The organism is Pseudahrensia aquimaris, assembly GCF_042676045.1.
Classification (GTDB): domain Bacteria; phylum Pseudomonadota; class Alphaproteobacteria; order Rhizobiales; family Rhizobiaceae; genus Pseudahrensia; species Pseudahrensia aquimaris.
In genome coordinates this window covers 37,755-61,237 of record NZ_JBHTJV010000025.1, presented here as the reverse complement: position 1 = coordinate 61,237, position 23,483 = coordinate 37,755, and the positions used below count along the sequence as shown (strand labels likewise).

The following is a 23,483-nucleotide window of genomic DNA, read 5'->3' as shown; positions in this document are numbered from 1 at the left end:
GTTTTCGCCGATTGCAGCTATGCCCCGAACCGTGCACTACCCTGACATGATTGCTCCGATTTCCAAAGCCACACCGCTTGATTATGCGCTGATGGGCGTCACCGCCTTTGTATGGGCGTCCGCCTTTGTCGCGATCAAGGTTGTGGTGCCGGAAACCGGACCACTATGGCTTGCAACGTGGCGGGTGCTGATTGGTTTCATTGTACTCACGCCTTATGTGTTGTGGCGTGGTGTTGTTCTGCCGAAAGGTGGCTCCGTTTGGCTTTGGCTGACCGTCGCTGCCATATTCAACGTAACCCTGCCGTTCTTCCTCATTTCTTGGGCAGAGCAAACCATTGATGCCGGCGTTGCCTCGCTGCTAATGGGCACCGGCCCGTTCCTCGCGCTGATCGGTTCGCACCTCTCGACAGACGACGACAAACTAACCCTGCCAAAAACCATCGCCGTGATGCTCGGTTTCGCGGGCGTTGTCACCATCGTCGGCGTGGACGCGTTGAGCGGCCTTGGCGGCGAAAACACGCTTGCCCAATTGGCCGCTGTGGCGGGCGCGATGTCTTATGTGATTGCCGGGCTGATGGTTCGCAAAATTGATCTGCCGCCCCTGCGTATGGGTTGGCTCATACTCGGCATCGGCGCTGCAATTCTGCTGGTGCTCGCCCCCTTGATCTCCGGCGCACCGAATCTATCGCTCGGCCCAACGGCCTTCTGGGCACTCGTCTATCTCGGCCTGTTCCCAACCGGCCTTGGCCAAATCCTTCGCATGGTTTTGATCACAAAGGTTGGCTACTCGGTCTTCTCGCTTTCGCTAAACCTCATTCCCATCATAGGCGTCGGCCTCGGCGCGCTCTTGCTTGGCGAGGTCATCACCATCCGTACGGCGCTTGCGCTCGTTCTCGTTTTGTCCGGCTTGTTCATCAGCCGCATGGAATTCGGCGGCAAAGCCAAGAAGGCTTAGGCAGCATCCCACTGCGGTGAAAATTCGAAATCGCATATACGTTCGTGACGCGCACTCAACGCCGAAATTGCAGCCATCTCCGCATCAGATAGTTCGAAATTAAACACATCAAAGTTTTCCGGCAAGCGCGAGGGTGTCGCCGTTTTGGGAATAGCCCCTGCCCCGTCAAACTGCATATGCCAACGAAGCACCACTTGCGCCGGCGACTTACCGTGGGCACTGGCGGCGTCAACGACTGCCTTTTCTGCAAACAGATCACCGCCATGAAAGAGCGGGCAATAGGCAATCAAGGCCACCCCATGCTTCGCACAGGCAGCACGCAAAATGGATTGATCAAGATAGGGGTGGTTCTCAAACTGATTGCAAACGATCGGCCGCTCGCTGGCTTTTACCATCGCCTCAAGCTGCGCAGACGTGAAGTTCGAGACGCCTATATGTTTCGTCCAACCGTTCGCAGCCGCCTCGTTCAACAGATCAGCCCACTGCTCTACAGCTCCCACTTTGGGTGGCCAATGGATAAGCAGAAGATCAACATGATCGAGCTGCAAACGGTCCAGAGTGGTGCGAACGGTGTTTTGAAACGTGCCATCCACCACATCGGTCGGCCAAACCTTCGTCGTCACGAAAAGCTCTGATCGATCGGTTCCGGAAGCCTTGATGCCTTCGCCAACCTCGCGGTCGTTTTGATACATCACAGCAGTATCGATGTGGCGGTAGCCAACGGCAATGGCTTCTTCCACGATGGAAGAACATTCCTCGCCCTTCATTGGCCATGTGCCCAAGCCGAGTGCTGGAATTTCCGCCCCATTTGCTTTCAGAATTTTCATCAACTCGCCCTTCACAGCAATTGGTTTCGTCGCGCGTAAGATGGTATCGCTGGAACCATTCGCCGTCGACCCAAGAGGCCGTCCATTGAGCTTCATCGCCACAAAAGGCCGCATTGCGGCCATCGACATCGCGCGCGGCATCGCTCTGGTCGCCATGGCGATTTATCACTTCACTTGGGATTTGGAGTTCTTTGGCTGGGTCTTGCCCGGAACATCGCGGCAAATCGGTTGGCTTCTGTTTGCCCGTGCGATCGCTTCCAGCTTCCTCATTCTTGTTGGCATAAGCCTCGTGCTCGCTCACAGCGAGGGCATCCGGTGGAACGGCTTTTGGAAACGACTGGCGATGGTCGCCGCAGCGGCAGCCGCGATTTCGCTGGTCACATGGTTTGCCGTTCCAGACAGCTTCATCTTTTTCGGCATCTTGCATGCCATTGCGCTGTTTTCACTTATTGCCGTTTTCACTGTTCGGCTCCCCTGGTGGATCAACGGTGTCTTGGCGTTGGCGGTCTTGATGCTGTCAGAAGCGCTGCGCAGCGAGGCATTGGGAGCGCCGTGGCTTTATTGGCTGGGCCTCGCGCCGGTTAATCCAGCATCCAACGATTACGTCCCGCTGTTCCCATGGTTTTCAGCAACTTTGCTGGGCGTCGCTATCGGCCAGTTCGCAAAAATACGCGGGTGGTTTGAGCGCATCAAAGGGCGCTTCAATGGCAATCGGGCTGACCGCTCGCTTGGGTTCATCGGCCGACACTCTCTGGCCTTCTACCTTATCCATCAGCCCGTTCTAATAGGCCTGATATGGCTGTTCACGCAAGTTATCGGCCCACCGGATCAATCTGTGGCCTTCACGACCAATTGCGAGCGTACTTGTGTCAGCAACAATGATGCCGCTTTCTGCGAACGGTTCTGCTCGTGCATGCTGGATGAGATGAAGAGCGAGCAGATTTTCACACCATTTCTGGAAGGCAAAATTGATCTGGAGACTGATGAAAAAGGTAGCGACGTTCTGCGCTACTGTTCAGCACGCTAAAACGACAAGAAGGCCAGTTTGCCAGCAGGTGGCAGAACCGGCCTTCCGTCTTCCCCGGAAGCTCTTTGGCAAGTGCGACACCCCCGTGTGGTGCCGCGCTCGCAATTCAGTCTAGCGATACCAAGGGTGTGCCGAAGCAAAGTTGCGTCCACCTTTGCGCAGGTATCGACCGTTGACCCAGCCAACCGTGCCGCCAGCGCTGATTTTGCACCAGTCGGAACCGGACTTCAGCTTGCAACGGATCACGTAGACGCGGTCACCGCGATAGGCTTCGCCGATCTTGCGCGAATAGGAGGCGTCCCATTTGCGGATATTCAGCTGATCCCAATTTGGAAAACCGCCTACGCGGGCTGTATCGCGAACTTGGTATCCGGCGGCGCTGGCCGTGGTAACTGCCGCGCCCATCACAGGGGCGGCAAGGACGATGGCGAGGGCGGCTTTTTTGAGTGTGTTTGCAAGTGTCATTTTCTTTTCCTCTCTGTTGATCCTGTTCCCGCATCCAGCGGGTGGGCGTTGGGATCGTTGCTTGACAAGATCAAACCTAGAGGGGCGAACCTGAACGGACCTTGAGAAGCCCGTTCATAATTCGTTCATCATGCAAATTTTTCTGTATACTTTCGCACACTGCGAATTTTTACACAGTGTATCAATCGCTTATGCGGACTTGGAAAACAGTTCCCGCCCGATCAACATGCGCCGGATCTCGCTTGTACCCGCGCCGATCTCGTATAATTTCGCATCGCGCAGCAGTCGTCCCGTTGGATAATCGTTGATATAGCCGTTGCCACCGAGCAGCTGAATCGCATCCAGCGCAATCTGCGTGGCTTTCTCCGCAGCGTAGAGAATCGCACCGGCCGCATCTTCGCGCGTCGTCTCACCCCGATCACAAGCCTGCGCGACGGCGTAGACATAAGCGCGGGTGGCGTTCATGCCGACATACATATCGGCCACTTTGCCTTGTACCAGCTGAAACTCGCCAATCGCTTGGCCAAACTGTTTGCGCTCGTGAATATAAGGCAGCACAACATCCATCGCAGCCTGCATAATGCCCAGCGGACCGGCGGCCAGCACGGCGCGTTCGTAATCCAGTCCGGACATCAACACGCCAACACCGCCGTTCAACGGCCCCAGCACGTTCTCTTCGGGCACCTCACAGTCTTCAAACACCAGTTCCCCGGTCTCCGAACCGCGCATGCCCAGCTTGTCGAGCTTCTGGGCGATAGAGAATCCTTTGAAACCCTTCTCGATGAGAAACGCGGTGATTCCTTTTGGCCCAGCATCCATATCGGTCTTGGCATAAACGATCAGCGTGTCCGCTTGCGGTGCGTTGGTAATCCAGAATTTTGAGCCGTTCAGAATATATCGATCAGCCTTTTTGTCAGCCCGAAGTTTCATCGAAACCACATCAGAACCCGCACCTGGCTCACTCATTGCCAGCGCGCCCAAATGGTCTCCCGTCACGAGCTTTTCGAGATAGCGGCCCTTCTGATCGTCATTGCCCCAGCGCGAAAGCTGGTTCACGCACAGGTTCGAATGTGCACCGTAGGACAGGCCGACCGAGGCAGAAGCCCGTGACACCTCTTCCATAGCAATGACGTGTTCCAGATACCCAAGACCGGAACCACCCCACTCTTCCGGCACCGTGATGCCGTGGAGGCCCAGAGCCCCCATTTCCGGCCAGAGCTCGCGGGGGAACCAGTCTTCTCTATCGATTTTGTCAGCCAGTGGCGCGATGCGGTCTTGCGAAAACGAGCGCACACTGTCGCGCAGCATGTCGGCCTCTTCACCCAGATTGAAATTGAAGGTTGGAACGTCATTGGGGATCATGGGAATCAAACCTTGTGTGCGTATTTGATGAACGGCGTTCGTTCAGCCACCTTGTCATACAGCATCCGCCCCGCATAGTTGAACTCTTGGGTCAGCCAATAAACCTGATCGGAGCCATCTGCCGCAGCCGCTTCATAGACCGCTTCAATCAACGCGCGTCCCACACCCTGCCCTCGCGTTTCCGCCAACGTATACAGATCGTGCAGGTAGCACCGCGGATGCGGCCCCCAAGTGGTGCCGTGATAGAGATAGGTCACCATACCGACCATCACCCCATTGGCATCCACAGCCTTAAACCCTTGAATTTCGCCCTCAGGATCGATCATGCGCTCCCAAGTCTGATGGCCCACGTTCGGCGGAAGCGTGGCCTTGTAGAACACCAAATAGGCTTCCCAAAGCGCCAACCAATCGTCGCGGTCTTTGGCGGTGAAAGTGGTGATCGTTATGGTCATGAAGCGCACCCAACAAACTAAGCAGGACGCCCCTCTAGCATTGCGCCAAAACTTGGAAAACCCTTTCACCGTGCATCTCTAGTCATTGCGCTAAGTTCGCTCTATCGTCGCACAATGGAAGATCGTGCCACACGCCCAAACCGCTTGCCTCTGCCGCCTATGCTCTTGGTTGCCTGTGTAGGTGCGGCCTATTTGCTGCATCAATTTTTACCCATCGGATGGGAGCCGGAGCGCGTTACACCACTCATGACCAACGGTGGCTGGCTTATCATCGCCATCGCTCTCGGGCTTGATGTTTGGACATTTCTGACGCTGCGGCGCCACAGAACGACGATCATGCCCCATAAAGCGGCATCGCAATTGGCGGTAGACGGTCCTTTCGCGGTATCGCGCAACCCTATCTATCTGGGCAATGTGCTGCTGTGTCTTGGCATCGGCTTCGTAATAGGAAGCCGCTGGTTTCTGCTGATGGCAGCTTTGCTGTTCGTGCTGCTGTCGGAACTCGCGATCAAACGCGAGGAGGCCCATCTGGAAGCTAATTTCCCTGAGGAATGGAAAGCCTACGCTGCAAAGGTGCGACGCTGGATCTAGCGGCTCAGTGGCTCACGCCAAGCTCTGCCAAACGCTCGAAACAATTCTCTTCCGCTGCATCCAGTTCGCGCATGCTTTCTTCAATGTCGAGACGCTTCTGCTCCAGCTCGGCGCGTTTCTGGCCAATCTTATCAATCAACAGCCGCATCTGCCCCTCAGCCCCTGGAGGGGCTTTATACATCTCGATTATCTCGCTGATCTCCGCAATGGAGAAACCAAGCCGCTTGCCGCGCAGGATTTGCTTGACCAATTCCCGATCCGCTGGCCGATAGAGCCGCGTGCGGCCACGCCGATGCGGCTTCAGCAGCCCCTCGTCTTCATAGAAGCGCAGAGTTCTGGTGGAAACACCGAATTCACGAGTCAACTCAGTAATGGTATAGAATTCTCTCATCGCCCCGGACTAAGCTCTCAGAAGTTCGCTACAGAACTTACGTAAAAGTAAATTGGAGAACAACCGTGTTCGGCAAAATTCTCGTTGCTACAGTCGCTCTGTGCGCTCTCGCCTCTCCCGTCATTGCCAAACGATTCCAACATCCCTTTGGCGAACTACGCGAGTATCACCGCCATTGGCTCACCGTATGCCCCAACAAAAAGAACATTCAGGCAGCAGCATTCTACGAGCGCACGTGTTGGGCCTCCACATTCAGTGGCGATCGTGAAGGCAATGTCAGCGGATCCTTTCCGGGTAACCGTTTAACCGTCTCGAAAGATCGTTTCACGGGCCGCTTCAAGATCACCTTCGTCGCCTCGACGAAAGCCAATTATCAAAACGAAGGTCCTGTTATTTTGCGTTTTTCAAACGGGGATACGCTATCGCTGACGTTTAACAAAGACGTCGTCACCAATGGCAATTCGCTCAACGAGTTTCCATTTGCCGACGATGCAATGACCTACCAGCTGATCGAAAAAATGCGGCTTGCCTCGCATATGGTGATGACCCTTCCCGCAAATGCAGGGCCACAGCGCATTCAGTTTTCCATGTTGGGATTACGCAGCGCGATGGAATTTATTTCCATACAAGGGCGCAGATAGCGCGCAACTAAATCCCGTACCACCAAGCGGCCAGGCCAAGAAACGCGAAAAAGCCAATCACATCCGTCACAGTTGTCACAAAAACGCCCGATGCGATGGCAGGGTCTGCTCCCCATTTGTCCAGCGCCATGGGGATAAGAATGCCCGCACCCGCCGCAAACAGCATGTTGATGATCATGGCGATGCCGATGACCAAGCCTAACGAAGGCAAACCAAACCATACCGCCGCCACCAAACCGATAATCACCGCGAAAACCAGACCATTAAACAGCCCCACCAGCATTTCCTTGCGGATGATCCGCCTTGCATTGTTGATATCAAGGTCTTTGGTTGCCAAAGCACGTACGGCAACTGTCATCGTTTGAGTGCCCGCATTGCCGCCCATAGAGGCAACAATTGGCATCAGCACAGCCAGTGCCACCATTTGCTCAATCGTTGCATCGAAAAGACCGATAATAAGCGAAGCAAAAATCGCTGTTGCCAAATTCACCAGCAGCCAGCCCACACGTGAACGGGCAATATCACGCACGCTGTCCGACAATTCCTCGTCACCCACACCAGCCAGAAGCCGAATGTCTTCATCCGCCTCCGCCTGGATCACATCGACCACATCATCAATTGTAAGCACGCCGACAAGGCGGTCGTTTTCATCAAGAACGGGCGCGGAGAGCAAATCGTACTGTTCGAAAATCTGTGCCGCTTCTTCCTGGTCCATTAACGCAGGAATTGGATGCGCGTTGGTATCGTGAATGTCTTCTACACGAATGTCGCGCTTGGCCTTGATCAGCTTATCCAGCGGCAACATGCCGGCCAGCTTGAACGTTGGTTCAATAGTGAAAATCTCGGAGAAACGGTCGGGCAGATCGTCCGTTTCGCGGATGTAGTCTATCGCTTGCCCTACGGTCCAAAAAGGTGGCACGGCGATAAATTCCGTCTGCATTCGACGGCCAGCGGTCTCTTCGGGATAATCGAGCGAACGGCGAAGCCGGATGCGTTCCTGAAACGGGATCTGCGCAAGAATTTCCTCTCGCGCCTCGTTGCCCAAGTCCTCCAGAATGAAAACGGCATCATCGGAGTCCAGATCGCGAACACCTTCCGCGACCTGCTCCGCTTCCATTCCGTCGACAATATCAACGCGGATGGCTTCATCAACTTCAGTAAGAACCGTGAAATCAAAGTCCGCACCTGAAAGCCGAACGAATGCCTGCCGCTCGTCGTCGCGCAGCGCTTCTAGAAGATCGGCGGTCTCGGATTCGTGCAAATCGCGGGTGAGCTCAATAATAGGCTCTGCATCGCCTGCTTCGATTGCGGCATGGATGTTGGCGAGCACATCCTCGCGCACTGCCCCGTCCACAGTATAGATCGCGGAGACACCCTCGCCTTCTACGTCAATTTCATCAGCTTCTTGAGACACCGAAAAACCCTGAAAACACCACAGCACCAGCTATCGCACGGCAGGAAGGTGACGCCAACGGGTTTGTGGGTCAGAACATGAGCGTTTTAGAAGATCCGAGAAGAAATGGATCTCAGATCAAAATCACTCAAACGGGATATAGTCTGGGATGGGCGCTGTCCGAAACTCTTGCATGGCTTCGGCAAACCCAGTCATCAAATGGTTTTGATCCCTCACACAACCACGCTTCAATGCGCGCGCCAGCATCAATTCAAAACACTGCTCAACCCCGTCCGCCATGTTCTGCCGAATTAACTCCATTGGCAGGTTGGCGTAGTCATCTAGAGAGATCACCAGGTCAACAATTATTCGCGGGGGATTACCCACCTACCGCGCTGCTGGCGTGGCGGGTGACCGAAACAAGCTCGTCATACACGGAATGGACGTACCGCCATGTCAGGCCATTGGCCTTATCCGTCTTGCGCACCAGATTTCCGTTGACGTCATACTCGAAGGTAAACGCCTCATCTTCCGTAAGACGGTTGGCAGCGTTCGTGACGTGTAGTGAGAAGCGGTGATCAAAGATAAGAAATCGCGGATAGCGATTTCAGCGCCGAACGCCCGAAGCCCTAGCGAAGGGCGGGCCAGATGGGAGGTGACACGGTTGCCCTCATCATCCAGCGTATAGGCCTCAGTTTTCGTATGCGATGCATTTATCAGATGCGTCCGATATTTGAAATGTCAATTTCATAAGTAGTCATTTAAATCAAGCGTCAATCGAACCGAATATTAAAAATCGAGATCGTATATTTTCGCGCTCCAAAAGCCTTCTTCACTTCTCTGCGAGCAGTGTCCTTGGGCCAATTTAACTAGAACAGCTACGGCGTCAGGTGATATTTCGCCAATATGAGTTAGGTGGCAGAATCCGAATTCATGATTGCTCAAAACATCTTTAGAAATATAGTGATTGGGATCATCGCAAAGTGCTATCAATTCATCACCATCACAATCTCCAACATTTGCAATGAATGTCACCTGCTTCTCACCACGAATTATATGTTGGCACGTAAAACATGCAATGTTCATCCAATCGTCAGGTATCTTCATCGACTTATCCACGCTTAGAATTGCAGGAAACACACATGCCTCTAAGATTGCTTGGTTCATCATTACCACCATCTCGCCGATGCCCGTAATGTTGCCCTTCACATTATAGCGATGGTCAAACGTACCCAGCTTTTGATTAAGCTGCGAACCACCCGCACCACCGCCATCAAGGCCATGGGCAATCGAAACAAGACGGCCCGTACCTTGAGGGAAAACAGAACGGTCAGAGGTGACCAAGGCAATCAAGCGTCAACAATTGTAGAGCCAGTCGCTCAGATATGCCCGCTTGAGTAACCGAGTAAATTTTTGGGGAGCGACTGAAAGACAGAAATTATTAAGATTATCGGTCAGTCTTGTTTCACAAATATTTTACAAGTGACAGAAAATCCACGAAAATCACTCAAACGGAATGTATTCTGGAATGGGCGATGTTCGAAAATCTCGAATGGCCTCTGCAAACTCATTCAGCAAGCAATCCCGATCCCTTACACCATCCCTCTTCAATGCACGCGCGAGCATCAATCCAAAACACTGTTCAACGCCGTCCGCCATGTTCTGCCGAATTACCTCCATTGGCAGGTCGGCGTAGTCATCTAGAGATATTACCAAATCAATGATGATACGTGGAGGATTGCGGCCGGTTGCCAACCGCCCTGGCCCGCTGCTGCCATTATGGGTAATAATGCTTCCACCAAAATAGAGCCAAAGCTCAAATCTACTCAGACCAACAAGATGCTTTTCGGCCAACAAATGCTCCGTAACTTGCCTTAGCAGCGTACCGAGAGGTTTAAACGTCCTATCGCATTGCTCACCCCCGCCGAACCCTTGGGCCATGGTTATGAGCCCTTTGTCTAAGGGAGTAGTGTCTGTCATTTCCCTACTCCACGACCTGCCCAAGACTCTCGATTCATGGGGCCAGGATTGTTCATAACGTGCTGGCGTTCTTCATCCAACATATCGGACCGACACCCACATTTTTGAACTTTCAAAATATAACACTTGTTCTTTGGATACCGTCGCAGGGGATTTATCGTAATCCCCCATTTTAAAAATTTTCCAGCTTGGTCATACAATTTGTAAAGGAAGGTTGGTCGTGGGTCGTTACGGCCAATTCCAGCGTTGTGATTCCATATCTCACTCCCTCCAACCAGATAATTGTGCGTCACCTCTCCTGCTCGACTTTCGATTTCCATGTTGTAGACACGGATCGGCTCGTGGCTTTGCAGGATGGCTGTGATCGTGACGGTGTTGTCGTTGGCGGCTTGGAACTGCGCGGGGAGATCCGCTGCGATGCCGAGGCGCTTGAGGGCGTTGATGGAGCTTGATGTAGAAAGCCTGTCGCCCGCCTTCAGCGCCCCCGCCTTGACCCAATCGCCAAACTTCGTGGCTTGCTCGCTTAGGAACAAGATTTGGTCTTTGCAAATAAACCCGTTAACTCGGACGGTCTACAGGCTCTACGACCTCTCCCGAGCTAAAAACAAGTGTGTGGGGCAAATACCATTCCAATTCTGGGTCAGTAATCGCATCAAACAGATTTCTTTCTGCCGCTTCAAAATCAAAATTTACAAAGTTCGGGTTTTTGCCACCTCTTTTCCACCCTCTCATGCGCAAACCAACAACGAAAGGCCATGAAAAAGCCGATAGTGTATAATTTTCAATATCTATGTTATCTATTTTTTCACATAAATCAGATGATTCAATATATTCTGAAAAATCAATATTTTCTTTTATGTGAATAATCATAAATAAAAATGCTTTTTTGACATTTATTATTCCGTTTTTTTGCTTTTTCCAATCCCTAAAGTCATTTATTTCTTGCAGTTCCAAAAGCACTTTCCACTTCTAAGTTATCTTACAGTACCCTTAGGACGTACACTCTCACGGCCCTCACCCCTTTTCCACGCACGTTTATTAGGCCATCGCTTCCACGTTGAGCCGCCATGCCTAGCACGATCCCGTTCCCAATATGAACCATCAGGAGCAATCAGAACCGCTCCACCTCCGTAACCTTTCTCGCCCGCCCGGCGAAACCTGTCTCTCATGTCATCAGGTGTCTGCCCAGCATAAGGTTTGGATGCATCATCATCTGGCGCTGGCTCGTCATCCGGCACCGGCTCCCCATCATCAGCTATCTCCACTGCCAACAGGCCAGCAATCGTGCCGAATATCCCACCGCCGATGACATGGCCAAGCGTTACCCCGACTTTAGGATTCACTGAGGCCATAGTCTTTGCGACAGCATCTTGCTGAACTGCACGTTGCAGTGGATTCGTCATCAGCCTAGAGCCTTGAGCAACCAGTCGGAACAAATGAGCTTCCATTCCATACGTTAGACCGCGGATCACTCCGAGCGAGACGGCCATCGTTCCACCTCGCCCAATGGCCGACATCCCACTCGGATCAACTGAGTTGACCGGATTGTTCCATGTGTAGCGGTAGACGCTGAGATCGCCCGCTTCGAACCAGATCGGGTCTTCCTGCAAGAAACGTCCGGTCTGCGGGTCGAAGGCGCGGGCGCGGTAGTGGTAGAGGCCGGTGGCGGCGTCGTAGGCGCGGCCTGTGTAGCGCAGCCGCTGCGCGAGCGCCTCGACTTCCTTTTCCGCGTTGCCGTAGCTGTCATAGACATATGCGTTGAGAACAGCACCTGCTTTCCGCGCCCGCGCCTTTGTTCAATCACCAAACTTCGTGGCTTCTTCACTAAGGATAAGGGGAAGATGCTCAGCGTAGGTGGGGGGGGGCGAAAAAGCGCAGGCAAGGTAATGCCGGCAAAATGGGATTTGAAAATCCAACTATTAAACCGAAGATATGGTGCGGCCGAGAAGACTCGAACTTCCACGGGATATTATCCCACAGCGACCTCAACGCTGCGCGTCTACCAGTTCCGCCACGGCCGCACTTGCCACGTCTTTTGACTGGTCGCGGGGCTGTAACAAATGCACGGGGGTCGCACAAGGCATAATGCGCTCCCAAATGCGCTTTTCGCTTGTCGCCACACGATGCTCTTGCCACATAGGCTTCATGGCCGTGACCCGCGAAGAAATTTCCGCTTCATTCTTGCCCCCCAAGAGCGCCCCTCCCGTTGAGTGGATCATTGCGGATGGCTTGACCGACTATGAGCAGGCTCTCGCTTTCATGGACCACCGGGTGGCGAAAATCGCCGCAGGCGAAGCCCCGGAATGCGTCTGGCTGGTGGAACACCCACCGCTCTATACAGCAGGCATGAGCGCCGATGAGAGCGATCTTGTAGCGCCCCACCGTTTCCCGGTTTTTCAAACAGGGCGCGGCGGGCAGTACACATATCATGGGCCGGGACAACGGGTGGCCTATGTAATGCTGGATCTCAAACGCCGAAAGCAGGACGTCCGCGCTTATGTGGCAGCGCTGGAAGCGTGGATCATCTGCACGCTGGAGCGATTCAACGTGAAAGGCGAACGGCGAGAAGACCGCGTCGGGGTTTGGGTAAAAAGACCAGAACGGCCTTCACCTTCTGAAGACATGGCAGAAGACAAAATTGCCGCCATCGGCGTTCGGTTGAAACGTTGGGTTTCGCTGCACGGCATTTCGATCAATGTCGAGCCGGATTTGGAGCACTTTGACGGCATCATCCCCTGCGGAGTGAGCGAGCATGGCGTAACCAGTCTGGTTGACTTAGGCCTGCCTGTGACGATGGAAGATATGGATGTTGCCCTCAAAAGCGGCTTTCTAGAGATATTCGGCGCGGTCGATTAATTGCTGAACGCATCCGGCGTGTCGAAATCCTGTGACGCAGCGGGGCCGATCTCGACCTTGATCAGCGTGTCGGCACTGTTTCGGACCAATTCTCCTGCGCCGCGATCGCCCTCCAACAGCTTCAGTGCTGCAAAATGCTCTTTGCCAAAAATAACCGGATTGCCAATTTTGCCCTCATGTGTAGCTACGACAATAGCGTTATCGCTGGCCGCCGCCTGAAAGGCATCGAGCATAGCGTTGATATGGTGTGTTGTTACCAAGGGCATATCGCCCAGCAAGATCATCACCGGTCCATGCCCTTGCAAACGATACAGCCCGGCGCGAATGGAGCCAGCCATGCCGTTTGCGTAGTCGCCGTTACAAGTCATTGCGGCATCGCCCGGCAAGCATGAGGCGACGAGGTCAGCCTCATGGCCCGTCACGCTTACAACAACTGCCAAGTCACTCGCCACTGCCGCGTCATAGACATGGCGCACCAGCGGTTTTCCCCTCCAGACGCGCATTAGTTTGTTTTCCACACCCATGCGGCTTGATGTTCCCGCTGCGAGGATCACGCCTGAAACCTCGCTCACGATGTCTCCTCCCTTGGCTGCGGGCGAGAATGAATTTCCATCAACAAACCACCTACACCAAGCCCGCGCAAATAGTCAGGGTCAGGTGCACTGCCTGTCACGCACCGTGCCAATACCCGATCAAAGCCGTTTTCTGCCGGCGAACGGGCACAGCCGGGGGCGCCGAGCACATGCTTTCCATCGAGCGAGGCCCACATCAGCAAGTTGCCGGGGTCCATCGGCATTCCAAGATGATGCACAATTCCACCAGACTGCTCTACCGCGGCAGGCAACACGTCCCGCCTGTCTACGATGGCAGATGCGCCAAAAAGCACGATGAGATCAACATCTTTACGCATAGCCTCAATTGCATCGCTTACCGCGGCCACAGAGTGTTCGACGCGCAATTCAGAAACAACAGAACTGCCGCTTAAAGCCAAACGCTCGTCCAAGACCCGTCGTGTCTTGTCCATCGTAACAGCCTTTAGCGATCGCAATTTCGTCGCGACAAGGCCAACTCGATGGGGGGTAGCGGGCAAAAGTGTAAGTGCCACTTTCGCGCTGCAAATGGCCTCAAAGCGCTCCACCATTTCCTCACCAGCAGCGAAAGGGATGATTTTCACCGTCGCCATCATACGGCCCGTTTCAACAAACAGGTCATCGGCAAGGCTGGCCACCGTAATGCCCTCATCAAGACTGTTAAGTTCGCAAAAAACTTCAGCATCTACGCGTAACAACCCGTTATGACTCGCATAAAGGTTCACTCGGCCCGTCGCTGCAATTGCCGCTTCCACTCCTTCAGCAGCTTTGACGATAGCAGCCGCCAACCGTGTTGCAGCTTCGTCTTCTGGCACATCCCCTTTTTCCAACCGGGCAACAACAACGGTTTTCAAACCGGCATCCTTCAACCGCTCCAGATCAGCAGACGTCAGCGCATGGCCTTTCTTGATCCGCCCGTCCGGCAGCACAAGGGCATGGGCAACGATGGCACCCAAACAATCACCCACGGGTGCCGGCCCAAAAATCACGCCGCACCTTTGCGAAGGCTAGCGATGATTTCACCCATCACTGCAACTGCAATTTCCTGAGGACTGGCAGCACCTATATCGAGCCCTATGGGGGCACGGATACGGGCAGTCTGCTCTTCGCTTAAGCCAGTGCTGCGAAGCCTTTCCAGCCGCTTGGCATGGGTCTTTCGGCTGCCCAAGGCACCGACGTAAAAACATTCGGCTTCCAGAGCCTTCTGCAAAGGCAGATCGTCAATTTTGGGATCGTGGGTGACGGCGGCAAGCGCGGTGTAAGCGTCAAAATCCAACACTTCGGGAATGTCCTGCGGCCACTCAGCCAACAGCCGCACACCAGCAAACCTTTCCGGCGTGGCAAAAGCACTTCGTGGGTCAATGATCGTTACGTCAAACCCGCAGGCCTGCGCAATCGGATAAAGCGCCTGCGAAATATGAACCGCACCGATCACAACAAGTCGCGGCGGCGGAACATGCATCGCGATGAATGTCTCCACCCCTTCACGCTCCACAATGCCGGACTTTCCAGAACGAAAGCGTTTAACCAATTCCTCATAGAGGGCGTGGGCGGCAATTTCATCGGACGTGACGCAATGCTGCTCACCACTTGCGATATCGGTGACGACCGCAATTGCCTGCCGCGCAAGCCGCGCCGTGTTCACGGCTTCCAGCAGCGACGCCTTCATACTGCTTCCACCGGCTCCACATAAACGCGTATGCGCCCCCCGCATGAAAGGCCAACTTCCCACGCCGTCTCGTCGGCAACGCCAAATTCCAGCATTTTGGGTTTGCCTGTCTCAATCGCCTCCACAGCCTCAAAGACCACAGCCCCTTCGACGCAACCGCCGGAGACGGAGCCTTCAAAATTGCCCTCACCGTCGATCACCAAATGGCTTCCCACAGGACGCGGGGCCGAGCCCCATGTTTCGACCACGGTGGCCAAAGCCACTGACCGCCCTTCCCCAAGCCAACTTTGGGCGACAGTTAGCGGATCTTGCAGATGAGAGGTGTTTTCAGGTGCTTGTGTCATGCGTCGATTATGGTGCCTTGGCGGGCGGGCTTCAACGGCTTTCTCGAAGCAAAGCCTGCCCGCTTTGGTGGAGCGCCCAAAACGCTGCAAAGGTCAGACAGGGAATCCAGCGAGTGAACCGAACGGAAATCATCCACATGAGGCAGCATCATCCGCACGCCCGCCGCGCGCGGCTCAAAACCGTCAAAGCGTAACAGCGGATTGAGCCAGATGAGGCGACGGCAGGATTTCTGCAACCGCTCCGTCTCCCTCGCCAATTGCGCAAGATCTTCCTCACCGCTCGCCCGTTCCAACCCATCGGTGATGAGCAAGACGACAGCCCCCTGCCCCAGAACACGGCGCCCCCACAGCTTGTTGAAATCGTGCAGCGTCTCCCCAATACGCGTGCCGCCTTCCCAATCGGGCACCTGGTCGGACACATCCGCCAGCGCCTCGTCAGGATCTTTCATGCGCAGCGCGCGGGTCACATTGGTCAACCGCGTACCAAACAGGAAGGTGTGCACCCGCTTTCGACGATCCGTAAGCTGATGCAGAAAATGCAAGAAGATCCGTGTGTATTGGCTCATGGAGCCGGAAATGTCCGCCAGCACCACAAGCGGAGGTTGCACGCGCCGCCGCTCGCGAAACTGCGGTAAGATCAAGTCGCCGCCCGATGCCATCGACTTGCGCAAAATAGCCCGAGGGTCCAGCTGCGCACCGCGTGGCGAAGAGCGAAAGCGACGGGTAACGATTTCATCAACCGGCAACCGCAGCCGCTCAATTTCGCTACGGGCGGCTGAAAGCTCCTGAGCGGTCATTTGCGCGAAGTCTTTTTCCTTGAGCACCTCGTTGACGCTCATCGAGAACGAAGCGTCGATTTCCAATTCCGGCCGCTCCGTCTCCTGCTGTCGCTGATCGTCCTGAAACAGCGCTTGCGACACCCGCGCCGATGCCGCTTTCGGCTTTTCCGGCTCACCCCGCGCTTCTGCCGTGGGCGAAAACATGGCAATCATTTTTTCAACCAGGTCACGGGAGCGCCAAAACAGGCGGAACGCCTCATCAAAAACCGCATGGTCTTCGCGCCGTGTCACCAACACACAATGCAATGTCCAATAGAGATCATCACGGCCGCCAATCCCCGCCGCTTTTACCGCTTCTACCGCCTCCACCACGCTCGATGGCCCCAGGCGAACACCAGCGTCGCGCAGTGTTCGAGCGAAATAGAGGACGTTTTCCGGCAGTTTTCCCGCAGGGTCGGCCTGCGGCAGTTCTGGCGCGGTGGGAACAGAGGGCATGGGGTTCAGGCCGCCTTGCCGCTCTTCAACTCTTCCTTCACCTCTCGCAAAATCTCCGCACCTTCGCTGCTCTGAATTTGCGCGATATCGTCCTGATACTTCAGCAACACGCCCAAAGTGTCGGAAATAGCCTGCGGGTCCAGCGCCACCTTATCGAGTTCCATCAACGCCGTTGCCCAATCGAGTGTCTCGGCAATGCCAGGATTTTTGAACAAATCTTGCTGACGCAATTTCTGCACGTATGCGACCAATTCGCGGCTCAAATCGGCGCCCGCTTGCGGCACTTTCGTGCGCACGATTTCCAGCTCTTGCTCCGCCTGCGGATAGTCGACCCAGTGATAGAGACAGCGCCGCTTAAGCGCGTCATGTATCTCGCGCGTTCGGTTGGTGGTTATAATAACGATAGGCGGCTCAGCCGCTTTTACAGTGCCAAGTTCAGGAATCGTAACCTGAAAATCGGAAAGCACTTCCAGCAGAAACGCTTCAAAAGCCTCGTCGGTCCGGTCCAGTTCATCTATCAACAACACCGGCGGCCCGCCCGCATGTGGCTCCAGCGCCTGCAAGAGCGGTCGGCGGATCAGAAAACGTTCGGAAAAGACGCCCTGTTCCATTGCGTTTTTGTCCGTGTCGCCCGTCGCCTCACGCATACGAATGTCCACCATCTGCGCGGCATAATTCCACTCGTAGACAGCGGAGGACACATCCAGACCTTCATAACACTGCAAGCGTATGAGATCGCGACCGAGAGTTTTCGCCAACACCTTGGCGATCTCCGTTTTGCCGACGCCAGCTTCGCCTTCAAGAAACAATGGCCGACCCATTTTCAGCGACAGATAAAGAACGGTCGCCAACGAGCGGTCCGCCACATAATCCGCGCTCTGTAACAAGGCCAATGTTTCGTCAATTGAGGTGGGCAATTTGGCGGCCATGGGCATGCTGGAGTCCGGTGGATTGTTGCTGCACAATCTGGCACAGGCGCGAATTTGGCACAAACCGCCTTTTCGCCACACAAAAAGTGAGACCCGCCGCCTCAAGGAGAAGCGACGGGTCCTATATCACGGCCGCCTGCGGGGCGTGTGACGACCATGAACTCTTTGTTTCTTTGCGGGGTGTGGGAGCATTTCCTATTTCCCGCTTGCGTTGAACTTAGAGCGGCAAGCGGCAACGGGATGTGGCAAAAGTCACACTACCAAAAAGGTAGGCCTGGCTGTGGATAAATCAGACCAACAAAATCGGCCAAAGCGATGCAACCAGTGCCAAGGCCATGCCAACATTGAATATGCGCAGCCGCTTCGGGTCCGACAGCCAATCGCGCATCAATTGGCCGAAAGCCGCCCAAATGGTGACCGAAGGAAAATTCACCACCACAAAGGCAAAAACCACGATGCCTACATTGACCGAATAGTCGCCTTCCGCTGTGTAGGCAGTCATAGCAGAAATGGCCATGACCCATGCTTTCGGATTGACCCACTGAAAGAGCGCAGCCTCATAAAACCGCATAGGCCGCGCCGCGCCCTCTTTAACTTCAACCGGCCCTGCGTTGGCGATCTTCCACGCAAGATAAAGCATGTAGCTGCCGCCAAGCACTTTCAGCACAAGTTTCGACTGGGGATATTGGTCGATCAGAACACCAAGCCCAGCCCCGACAGCCCCGAGCAAAACGCCGAAACCAAAAGCGATGCCGAAAGCGTGCGGCCACGTCCGGCGCAAACCAAAGTTTACGCCAGATGCAAACAGCATGATGTTGTTTGGCCCCGGAGTAACGGAAGAGACAAACGAAAACGCCATAAGCGAGAGGAACGTGGCGAGTGACATATCGGAGCAATCTGATAATTAGTCAGGGACACTGACCTAAAGTTGCCGTCAAAGTCAACAAACTATCGGCAACGTCCGTTCATTGGCCCCGTATGAACTTCAACCGTCGTTCAGCGAAAGCGCAGGCAGGTTTCAGCGTTCGGTCTTCAGACGTTTCATCTTGCTGACGAACGCAGCTGGCTGCCATGCCTTTTCGGTACAGGCGCTCCGCTTCAACAAGGTCAAATTCCGTGCCTTGGCCCAACTCGGTCGCTTGGCCCAACATCGCGCACCCCCAGCCGGTCGAGGCAGCTTTCCCGTCCTTTGAGCAAGCGTGTTTGAACAAACTGTATTCGCAGGCAGCCCGCTGGTCCTCATCGTCATTTTGGAACGTATCTTCTTCGAGATAAGAGTTCCGCAACCCTCCTCCACGGTTCAGGCATGAACCACGACTACCAACTGTGCAGCCGAAAGCGTAAATCTTCCGCGCTTCAACATTGTGGGTCTCTTTGAAAAAGCGCTCCACCCACCGCGCCGCTCGAAAACAGGCACGTTCCGAGCCGGACTTACAGGCATTGAGACAAGCCATAGGATTATCGAGGCACGTTGCCCACGAGGGCGCGGTGAAAATGGCCCATCGATAGAAGAAACTGGAATTCTCACCAAATTGTTCAGCCGGACAGGAACGAAACGCAGCATTGAACCGATCGTCTGCGTCAATTGCAGTTTTCATCAACTCCATGTCTTGCAATTGCGGCTCCTGGGTAGACGAAGACGCAGGTATAAACGCTAATGCGAGACAGAAGACGAATGCTGATAAGGGCAGAGAACTGAAGATGCGAGCGATGTTCAAAATACATCGACCGGATTGGTTTCTTCGCGCTTTTTGAACCATACGCCTTGGTCGATGCGGTGAAAGATAAATCCTGCAAACAAACCCGGTGATAAAAAATAGAGCGACGACGGCGAAAGCAAATTGGACATCGTCATTATGCGCCCACCCAATATGAATAGCCAAATCACAGCCACTATGAGGGTGGCAAAGACGATGCAGGTCCAAAAATTGATACCGATTTGCGCTTTTGCAAACTTATACAGCGGCAGCGCGACCAAGAATGCGGGTATCAGCATTGCCCCTCCAACCACCAAAGCAATGGTGAACCACAACGGCAGATTTCTTAAAAACCGCTCTATCGGGATTTGGCCTTTGAGAAGTGAATCGACCGCCTCAACCGCGCCAATCGATGCCATGAACACAAATGCCGAAGCAGGGACTGAAACAATGATAGCCCGCACGGTATGCGGACCAATAGGTGCAAAAAGAGGTCGTTTCAGCAGCGCCAAACCTAATTACATCCCCGCTTTGCCCCGGTTCATCGCGGCAATTCCTGTGCGGCACACTTCCACCAGACCAAGGGGTGTTACGATTGAGATAAATTGATCAATCTTAGTCGCGCGGCCCGTGATTTCGAAAACGAAATGCTCCGTATTGGCATCCGCCACAGTCGCACCGAAGGCTTCTGCGAGCCGCAGAGCCTCAACGCGCTTGTCACCCTTGCCCTTCACTTTCACCAGTGCAAGCTCGCGCTCCAGCGCCTTTTCATGGCCCAGTTCGTGGGCCCGCAACGTCAAATCGACAACGCGGTGCACAGGCACGATACGGTCGATCTGGCTTTTGATCTGCTCCAGAACAGAAGCCGTCCCGCTAGTGACAATGGTGATGCGCGAGAGGTGTTTATCGTGCTCTGTCTCAGATACCGTTAGGCTTTCGATGTTGTAGCCACGTCCAGAAAACAGTCCGATCACACGGGCCAAAACACCCGGCTTGTTATCCACCAAAACCGAAAGCGTGTGTCGTTCCACGCGCTGATCGTTCGCAGCTATGAAATAAGCAGATGCTGGTGGCTGAACCACCACGTTTTGATTTTGAATTTCGTTGCTCATTGGATTGGCTCACGCCCCCGGATTGATGGATAGAATTTTGCGCTTTGGCCGACAGCACGCAAGGGCGAGGCCAGCAGAAATAATACAAAGCACGATGATTGCGTTGGACGGTGGTTGATCACCGAGGAACGGGATAGTGTATGGGCCACGATCGATATTACCATCATGCGGCACGCTCTTCTGCGGGTGAGACCAAAACCTCAAGCGGCGTTTCGCCCTCTTCATAATGAGCGACAAACCAAGGCTCTTCAAAGGCTTCTGCCCGCCACTGAACGAAAGCCGGATGATCCCAGACCGCATCGGCATAGGTCTGCATCTGCGGTGAGATCTCAATTCCATAAGTCCGCAAACGGCTCACAACCGGCGCAAACATCGCATCGGCCGCGCTGAAACCGCCATAGAGATACGGCCCATCAGCGCCAAAACGGTTGCGGGCATCGCCCCACAACTCACCCAAGCGCTGAACATCGGCAACAACCGCGTCGCCTCGATCCTTTGGCAGAAACGTCTTGGTCAGGTTCATCGGACAGGCCGAGCGCAACCCCATAAAGCCAGCGTGCATCTCACTCGCCGCAGCACGGGCATGGGCGCGAGCGGCTTCATCAGTGGGCCAGATCGCCTTGTCGGGAAACCACTCGGCCACGCTTTCCACAATTGCAAGGCTTTCCCAAACCTTCATGTCGCCACGCATCAGCACGGGCACCTTGCCGGTTGGACTATAGGCCAGAATCTTCTCGCGCGTGTCAGGCTTGTACATCGCGATCACCGTCTCACGGAACGGGATATCGAACGCGCGCAGCAACAGCCACGCGCGCAGCGACCACGAAGAATACAGCTTGTTTGCAATGACAAGATGCAGATCAGACAAGTGCCTTGCCCTTCTCGTCAATCGCCGAGCCCACAGCCTCATCGGTCGCTTCATCCGGCAACAACATTTCGTTGTGCGCCTTACCGGATGGAATCATCGGGAAGCAATTGGCCAACGTCACGACGCAACAATCGAAAATCACCGGACCTGGTGTTTCGATCATTTGCATGATGGCATCGTCAAGCTGATCGGGTTTCGTGCAACGAATACCTGTGCCGCCATAGGCTTCCGCCAGTTTAACAAAATCCGGCATCGCCTCGGTGTAGGAATGGGAAAGACGGTTGCCATGCAGCAATTGCTGCCACTGGCGCACCATGCCCATGTATTCGTTGTTCAAGATCATGATCTTTATAGGCGCGTCGTATTGCAACGCAGCCGACATTTCCTGAATGCACATCTGGATCGACGCGTCGCCCGCAATATCAACCACCAGTGCGTCCGGATGAGCGATCTGCACGCCCAATGCCGCCGGCAATCCATACCCCATCGTGCCAAGGCCGCCCGACGTCATCCAGCGGTTCGGTTCTTCGAAGCCGTAAAACTGCGCAGCCCACATTTGGTGCTGGCCAACTTCCGTGGTGATGTAGGTCTTGCGGTCTTTCGTCAGCGCATACAGCCGCTCAATGGCATATTGCGGCATGATCACGTCTTTGTTCGGCTTGTAGGCCAGCGAGTTTCGGTCACGCCATGTATTGACCTGCTTCCACCAGGCTTTCAGCGCTTTGGTGTCGGCCTTTTTTGCAGAAGCTTTCACCTCTTTCAGCATCACCTTCAAAACAGCTTCAACATCGCCAATGATCGGCACATCGACATGCACAACCTTGTTGATCGACGATGGATCAATATCAATGTGGATCTTCTTGGAGTTTGGCGAAAACGCATCCAGCCGGCCCGTGATGCGGTCGTCAAAACGCGCGCCAACACAGACCATAACATCACAATCATGCATCACCATGTTGGCTTCATACGTGCCGTGCATCCCAAGCATGCCCAGCCAATTGTCGCCCGATGCTGGATAAGCACCCAATCCCATGAGCGTAGAAGTTATCGGAAAGCCTGTTTCCTTCACCAATTCGCGCAGCAGTTTCGACGCCTTCGGCCCAGAATTGATAACGCCGCCACCGGAATAAATCACCGGCTTCTTCGCGCCCATCATCAGCTTCACAGCAGCCTTGATCGCGCTGTCGTCCCCTTTAAGCTTTGGCTGATAGCTCGTTGGCTCAAACGCGCTGGGCGGATGATACATGCCGGTCGCGAACTGAACGTCCTTGGGAATATCAATAACAACCGGGCCAGGTCGACCATTCGTCGCCACGTAAAAAGCCTCGTGCAAAACCATCGCCAAGTCATCAACGCTCTGAACGAGCCAATTGTGCTTGGTGCACGGACGCGTAATGCCAACCGTGTCACATTCCTGAAATGCATCAGAACCGATCAGTGACGTTGGCACCTGTCCTGTGATGCAAACGAGCGGAATTGAGTCCATCAGCGCATCTTGCAGCGGTGTCACAGCGTTCGTCGCGCCAGGACCAGACGTGACCAACATTACACCCGGTTTGCCCGTCGAACGCGCATAGCCCTCAGCAGCGTGACCTGCGCCCTGCTCATGGCGAACCAGCACGTGCTTAATGGTTTCCTGTTGGTGCAATTCATCATAGATCGGAAGCACCGCACCGCCGGGATAGCCGAAGATATCGGTCACGCCATTGTCGATCAGCGCGTTGATGACCATTTCGGCGCCAGTCATTTCCCGTGCTTTGCTCTTCGTCTTTGTCTTGCCTGCCATCGTTCAGGTTCTTTCGTCGTTCGCCCGCTCATGGGCTGGATTGATGTCTTTTAAGGCCGCTTTAGCCAATAAAAAAGGCCCCCGGTGGGAGCCTGATGCGCGTTAGCATTCATGAAAGGTGGTTCAGCCCCTCATGCCAACGCGCTTGCCTACTACTACAAGAATGGAATTCATGACCATCGGTCGTTGTCTCCCGTTTCAACAGCCTCACAATAGCGCGGCAAAGTCATCCGTCAACAGGGTTTGTTGCCGAAGAAAAGGCCCCGCACGGCGT

At 54.5% G+C, this 23,483-nt stretch carries 27 protein-coding genes, 1 tRNA gene and 1 pseudogene; 5 read left to right on the top strand and 24 right to left on the bottom strand.

All coding sequences use genetic code 11. The annotated features are described in order from the left end of the window. Window positions 1-19: 19 nt before the first annotated feature. Entirely contained in the window at window positions 20-955 is a 936-nt protein-coding gene (locus tag ACFQ14_RS14775; RefSeq protein ID WP_377213518.1) for a DMT family transporter, read from the top strand. Here the strand turns inward: ACFQ14_RS14775 and ACFQ14_RS14770 are convergent. After that, window positions 952-1,782 carry an aldo/keto reductase gene (locus ACFQ14_RS14770; RefSeq protein WP_377213517.1) on the bottom strand — a complete coding sequence of 277 codons (831 nt, stop codon included), beginning with the start codon at window positions 1,780-1,782 and terminating at the stop codon, window positions 952-954. The genes ACFQ14_RS14775 and ACFQ14_RS14770 overlap by 4 nt on opposite strands. A gap of 85 nt (window positions 1,783-1,867) precedes the next feature. Here ACFQ14_RS14770 and ACFQ14_RS14765 point away from each other — a divergent pair, with 85 nt between their 5' ends. Then, the gene (locus ACFQ14_RS14765) at window positions 1,868-2,809 is read left to right on the top strand and encodes a DUF1624 domain-containing protein (protein ID WP_377213516.1); all 942 of its coding nucleotides are present in this window, start codon (window positions 1,868-1,870) and stop codon (window positions 2,807-2,809) included. A gap of 111 nt (window positions 2,810-2,920) precedes the next feature. Here ACFQ14_RS14765 and ACFQ14_RS14760 read toward each other — a convergent pair whose 3' ends face one another. The 3 genes from ACFQ14_RS14760 to ACFQ14_RS14750 all read right to left on the bottom strand — a co-directional run bounded on the left by ACFQ14_RS14760 (window position 2,921) and on the right by ACFQ14_RS14750 (window position 5,088). Beyond that, entirely contained in the window at window positions 2,921-3,274 is a 354-nt protein-coding gene (locus ACFQ14_RS14760; protein WP_377213515.1) for an SH3 domain-containing protein, read from the bottom strand. 189 nt (window positions 3,275-3,463) lie between these two features. Beyond that, window positions 3,464-4,636 (bottom strand): isovaleryl-CoA dehydrogenase, encoded by a 1,173-nt coding sequence (locus ACFQ14_RS14755; protein WP_377213514.1) that lies wholly within the window; start codon window positions 4,634-4,636, stop codon window positions 3,464-3,466. 5 nt (window positions 4,637-4,641) lie between these two features. Further along, a complete protein-coding gene (locus tag ACFQ14_RS14750) occupies window positions 4,642-5,088 on the bottom strand; it encodes a GNAT family N-acetyltransferase (protein WP_377213513.1) in 447 nt (148 codons plus the stop codon). Window positions 5,089-5,280: 192 nt separating this feature from the next. Between ACFQ14_RS14750 and ACFQ14_RS14745 the strand changes: the two genes are divergently transcribed. Further along, complete coding sequence (locus ACFQ14_RS14745; RefSeq protein WP_377213512.1) at window positions 5,281-5,679, top strand: methyltransferase family protein; 399 nt, start codon at window positions 5,281-5,283, stop codon at window positions 5,677-5,679. Between the two features lie 4 nt (window positions 5,680-5,683). Here ACFQ14_RS14745 and ACFQ14_RS14740 read toward each other — a convergent pair whose 3' ends face one another. After that, a complete protein-coding gene (locus ACFQ14_RS14740) occupies window positions 5,684-6,070 on the bottom strand; it encodes a MerR family transcriptional regulator (RefSeq protein WP_377213511.1) in 387 nt (128 codons plus the stop codon). A 65-nt stretch (window positions 6,071-6,135) separates the two neighbouring features. Here ACFQ14_RS14740 and ACFQ14_RS14735 point away from each other — a divergent pair, with 65 nt between their 5' ends. Beyond that, window positions 6,136-6,711, top strand: coding sequence for a hypothetical protein (locus ACFQ14_RS14735; protein WP_377213510.1), 576 nt, complete (start codon window positions 6,136-6,138; stop codon window positions 6,709-6,711). 7 nt (window positions 6,712-6,718) lie between these two features. Here ACFQ14_RS14735 and mgtE read toward each other — a convergent pair whose 3' ends face one another. The 7 genes and pseudogenes from mgtE to ACFQ14_RS14695 form a co-directional block, all read right to left on the bottom strand. Next, window positions 6,719-8,125, bottom strand: a complete 1,407-nt coding sequence (mgtE, locus tag ACFQ14_RS14730) for a magnesium transporter (protein WP_377213509.1) — start codon at window positions 8,123-8,125, stop codon at window positions 6,719-6,721. Between the two features lie 768 nt (window positions 8,126-8,893). After that, the gene (locus tag ACFQ14_RS17055; RefSeq protein ID WP_449301310.1) at window positions 8,894-9,457 is read right to left on the bottom strand and encodes a hypothetical protein; all 564 of its coding nucleotides are present in this window, start codon (window positions 9,455-9,457) and stop codon (window positions 8,894-8,896) included. 150 nt (window positions 9,458-9,607) lie between these two features. Further along, window positions 9,608-10,084, bottom strand: coding sequence for a hypothetical protein (locus ACFQ14_RS14715; RefSeq protein WP_377213508.1), 477 nt, complete (start codon window positions 10,082-10,084; stop codon window positions 9,608-9,610). After that, a complete protein-coding gene (locus tag ACFQ14_RS14710) occupies window positions 10,081-10,617 on the bottom strand; it encodes a hypothetical protein (protein ID WP_377213507.1) in 537 nt (178 codons plus the stop codon). The genes ACFQ14_RS14715 and ACFQ14_RS14710 overlap by 4 nt, the downstream gene beginning before the upstream one ends. 25 nt (window positions 10,618-10,642) lie before the next feature. Next, entirely contained in the window at window positions 10,643-11,038 is a 396-nt protein-coding gene (locus tag ACFQ14_RS14705) for a hypothetical protein (RefSeq protein ID WP_377213506.1), read from the bottom strand. Between the two features lie 20 nt (window positions 11,039-11,058). Continuing rightward, window positions 11,059-11,820: pseudogene (locus tag ACFQ14_RS14700) on the bottom strand (RHS repeat-associated core domain-containing protein); the annotation flags it as partial. A gap of 197 nt (window positions 11,821-12,017) precedes the next feature. Next, window positions 12,018-12,105 (bottom strand) — tRNA-Leu (locus ACFQ14_RS14695). Window positions 12,106-12,229: 124 nt separating this feature from the next. Between ACFQ14_RS14695 and lipB the strand changes: the two genes are divergently transcribed. Then, entirely contained in the window at window positions 12,230-12,940 is a 711-nt protein-coding gene (lipB, locus tag ACFQ14_RS14690) for a lipoyl(octanoyl) transferase LipB (protein ID WP_377213692.1), read from the top strand. Here lipB and ACFQ14_RS14685 read toward each other — a convergent pair. From ACFQ14_RS14685 to ACFQ14_RS14630, 12 genes are all read right to left on the bottom strand, one after another. Continuing rightward, a complete protein-coding gene (locus tag ACFQ14_RS14685; protein ID WP_377213505.1) occupies window positions 12,937-13,512 on the bottom strand; it encodes a nucleotidyltransferase family protein in 576 nt (191 codons plus the stop codon). The two genes, lipB and ACFQ14_RS14685, sit on opposite strands and share 4 nt — an antisense overlap. Then, window positions 13,509-14,486 (bottom strand): molybdopterin-binding protein, encoded by a 978-nt coding sequence (locus tag ACFQ14_RS14680; RefSeq protein ID WP_377213504.1) that lies wholly within the window; start codon window positions 14,484-14,486, stop codon window positions 13,509-13,511. The genes ACFQ14_RS14685 and ACFQ14_RS14680 overlap by 4 nt, the downstream gene beginning before the upstream one ends. A gap of 29 nt (window positions 14,487-14,515) precedes the next feature. Next, on the bottom strand, window positions 14,516-15,199 hold the full coding sequence (locus ACFQ14_RS14675; protein ID WP_377213503.1) for an XdhC family protein: 684 nt from the start codon (window positions 15,197-15,199) through the stop codon (window positions 14,516-14,518). Further along, window positions 15,196-15,543: an XdhC family protein gene (locus ACFQ14_RS14670; protein ID WP_377213502.1), complete on the bottom strand. Its 348-nt coding sequence runs from the start codon at window positions 15,541-15,543 to the stop codon at window positions 15,196-15,198. Before ACFQ14_RS14670 ends, ACFQ14_RS14675 begins: the two co-directional genes overlap by 4 nt. Then, complete coding sequence (locus tag ACFQ14_RS14665) at window positions 15,540-16,817, bottom strand: vWA domain-containing protein (protein ID WP_377213501.1); 1,278 nt, start codon at window positions 16,815-16,817, stop codon at window positions 15,540-15,542. Before ACFQ14_RS14665 ends, ACFQ14_RS14670 begins: the two co-directional genes overlap by 4 nt. Before the next feature lie 5 nt (window positions 16,818-16,822). Then, complete coding sequence (locus ACFQ14_RS14660) at window positions 16,823-17,752, bottom strand: AAA family ATPase (RefSeq protein ID WP_377213500.1); 930 nt, start codon at window positions 17,750-17,752, stop codon at window positions 16,823-16,825. A 283-nt stretch (window positions 17,753-18,035) separates the two neighbouring features. Next, the gene (locus ACFQ14_RS14655; protein WP_377213499.1) at window positions 18,036-18,632 is read right to left on the bottom strand and encodes a LysE family translocator; all 597 of its coding nucleotides are present in this window, start codon (window positions 18,630-18,632) and stop codon (window positions 18,036-18,038) included. A gap of 79 nt (window positions 18,633-18,711) precedes the next feature. Further along, window positions 18,712-19,344, bottom strand: a complete 633-nt coding sequence (locus tag ACFQ14_RS14650; protein ID WP_377213498.1) for a hypothetical protein — start codon at window positions 19,342-19,344, stop codon at window positions 18,712-18,714. A 116-nt stretch (window positions 19,345-19,460) separates the two neighbouring features. Next, window positions 19,461-19,862, bottom strand: coding sequence for a hypothetical protein (locus ACFQ14_RS14645; protein WP_377213497.1), 402 nt, complete (start codon window positions 19,860-19,862; stop codon window positions 19,461-19,463). Between the two features lie 99 nt (window positions 19,863-19,961). Then, window positions 19,962-20,555 carry an acetolactate synthase small subunit gene (ilvN, locus tag ACFQ14_RS14640; protein WP_377213496.1) on the bottom strand — a complete coding sequence of 198 codons (594 nt, stop codon included), beginning with the start codon at window positions 20,553-20,555 and terminating at the stop codon, window positions 19,962-19,964. A gap of 163 nt (window positions 20,556-20,718) precedes the next feature. After that, window positions 20,719-21,423 (bottom strand): glutathione S-transferase family protein, encoded by a 705-nt coding sequence (locus ACFQ14_RS14635; protein ID WP_377213495.1) that lies wholly within the window; start codon window positions 21,421-21,423, stop codon window positions 20,719-20,721. Then, window positions 21,416-23,209, bottom strand: a complete 1,794-nt coding sequence (locus tag ACFQ14_RS14630; protein WP_377213494.1) for an acetolactate synthase 3 large subunit — start codon at window positions 23,207-23,209, stop codon at window positions 21,416-21,418. Before ACFQ14_RS14630 ends, ACFQ14_RS14635 begins: the two co-directional genes overlap by 8 nt. Window positions 23,210-23,483: the final 274 nt, after the last annotated feature.

Bases quoted from the DNA above. Each gene is read 5' to 3' on its own strand.
- ACFQ14_RS14775 (WP_377213518.1), top strand. From the start codon at position 20: ATGCCCCGAACCGTGCACTACCCTGACATGATTGCTCCGATTTCCAAA.
- ACFQ14_RS14770 (WP_377213517.1), bottom strand. From the start codon at position 1,782: ATGAAAATTCTGAAAGCAAATGGGGCGGAAATTCCAGCACTCGGCTTG.
- ACFQ14_RS14760 (WP_377213515.1), bottom strand. From the start codon at position 3,274: ATGACACTTGCAAACACACTCAAAAAAGCCGCCCTCGCCATCGTCCTT.
- ACFQ14_RS14755 (WP_377213514.1), bottom strand. From the start codon at position 4,636: ATGATCCCCAATGACGTTCCAACCTTCAATTTCAATCTGGGTGAAGAG.
- ACFQ14_RS14750 (WP_377213513.1), bottom strand. From the start codon at position 5,088: ATGACCATAACGATCACCACTTTCACCGCCAAAGACCGCGACGATTGG.
- ACFQ14_RS14740 (WP_377213511.1), bottom strand. From the start codon at position 6,070: ATGAGAGAATTCTATACCATTACTGAGTTGACTCGTGAATTCGGTGTT.
- ACFQ14_RS14715 (WP_377213508.1), bottom strand. From the start codon at position 10,084: ATGACAGACACTACTCCCTTAGACAAAGGGCTCATAACCATGGCCCAA.
- lipB (WP_377213692.1), top strand. From the start codon at position 12,230: ATGGCCGTGACCCGCGAAGAAATTTCCGCTTCATTCTTGCCCCCCAAG.
- ACFQ14_RS14675 (WP_377213503.1), bottom strand. From the start codon at position 15,199: ATGAAGGCGTCGCTGCTGGAAGCCGTGAACACGGCGCGGCTTGCGCGG.
- ACFQ14_RS14670 (WP_377213502.1), bottom strand. From the start codon at position 15,543: ATGACACAAGCACCTGAAAACACCTCTCATCTGCAAGATCCGCTAACT.
- ACFQ14_RS14665 (WP_377213501.1), bottom strand. From the start codon at position 16,817: ATGCCCTCTGTTCCCACCGCGCCAGAACTGCCGCAGGCCGACCCTGCG.
- ACFQ14_RS14660 (WP_377213500.1), bottom strand. From the start codon at position 17,752: ATGCCCATGGCCGCCAAATTGCCCACCTCAATTGACGAAACATTGGCC.
- ACFQ14_RS14655 (WP_377213499.1), bottom strand. From the start codon at position 18,632: ATGTCACTCGCCACGTTCCTCTCGCTTATGGCGTTTTCGTTTGTCTCT.
- ACFQ14_RS14650 (WP_377213498.1), bottom strand. From the start codon at position 19,344: ATGAAAACTGCAATTGACGCAGACGATCGGTTCAATGCTGCGTTTCGT.
- ACFQ14_RS14645 (WP_377213497.1), bottom strand. From the start codon at position 19,862: ATGGCATCGATTGGCGCGGTTGAGGCGGTCGATTCACTTCTCAAAGGC.
- ilvN (WP_377213496.1), bottom strand. From the start codon at position 20,555: ATGAGCAACGAAATTCAAAATCAAAACGTGGTGGTTCAGCCACCAGCA.
- ACFQ14_RS14630 (WP_377213494.1), bottom strand. From the start codon at position 23,209: ATGGCAGGCAAGACAAAGACGAAGAGCAAAGCACGGGAAATGACTGGC.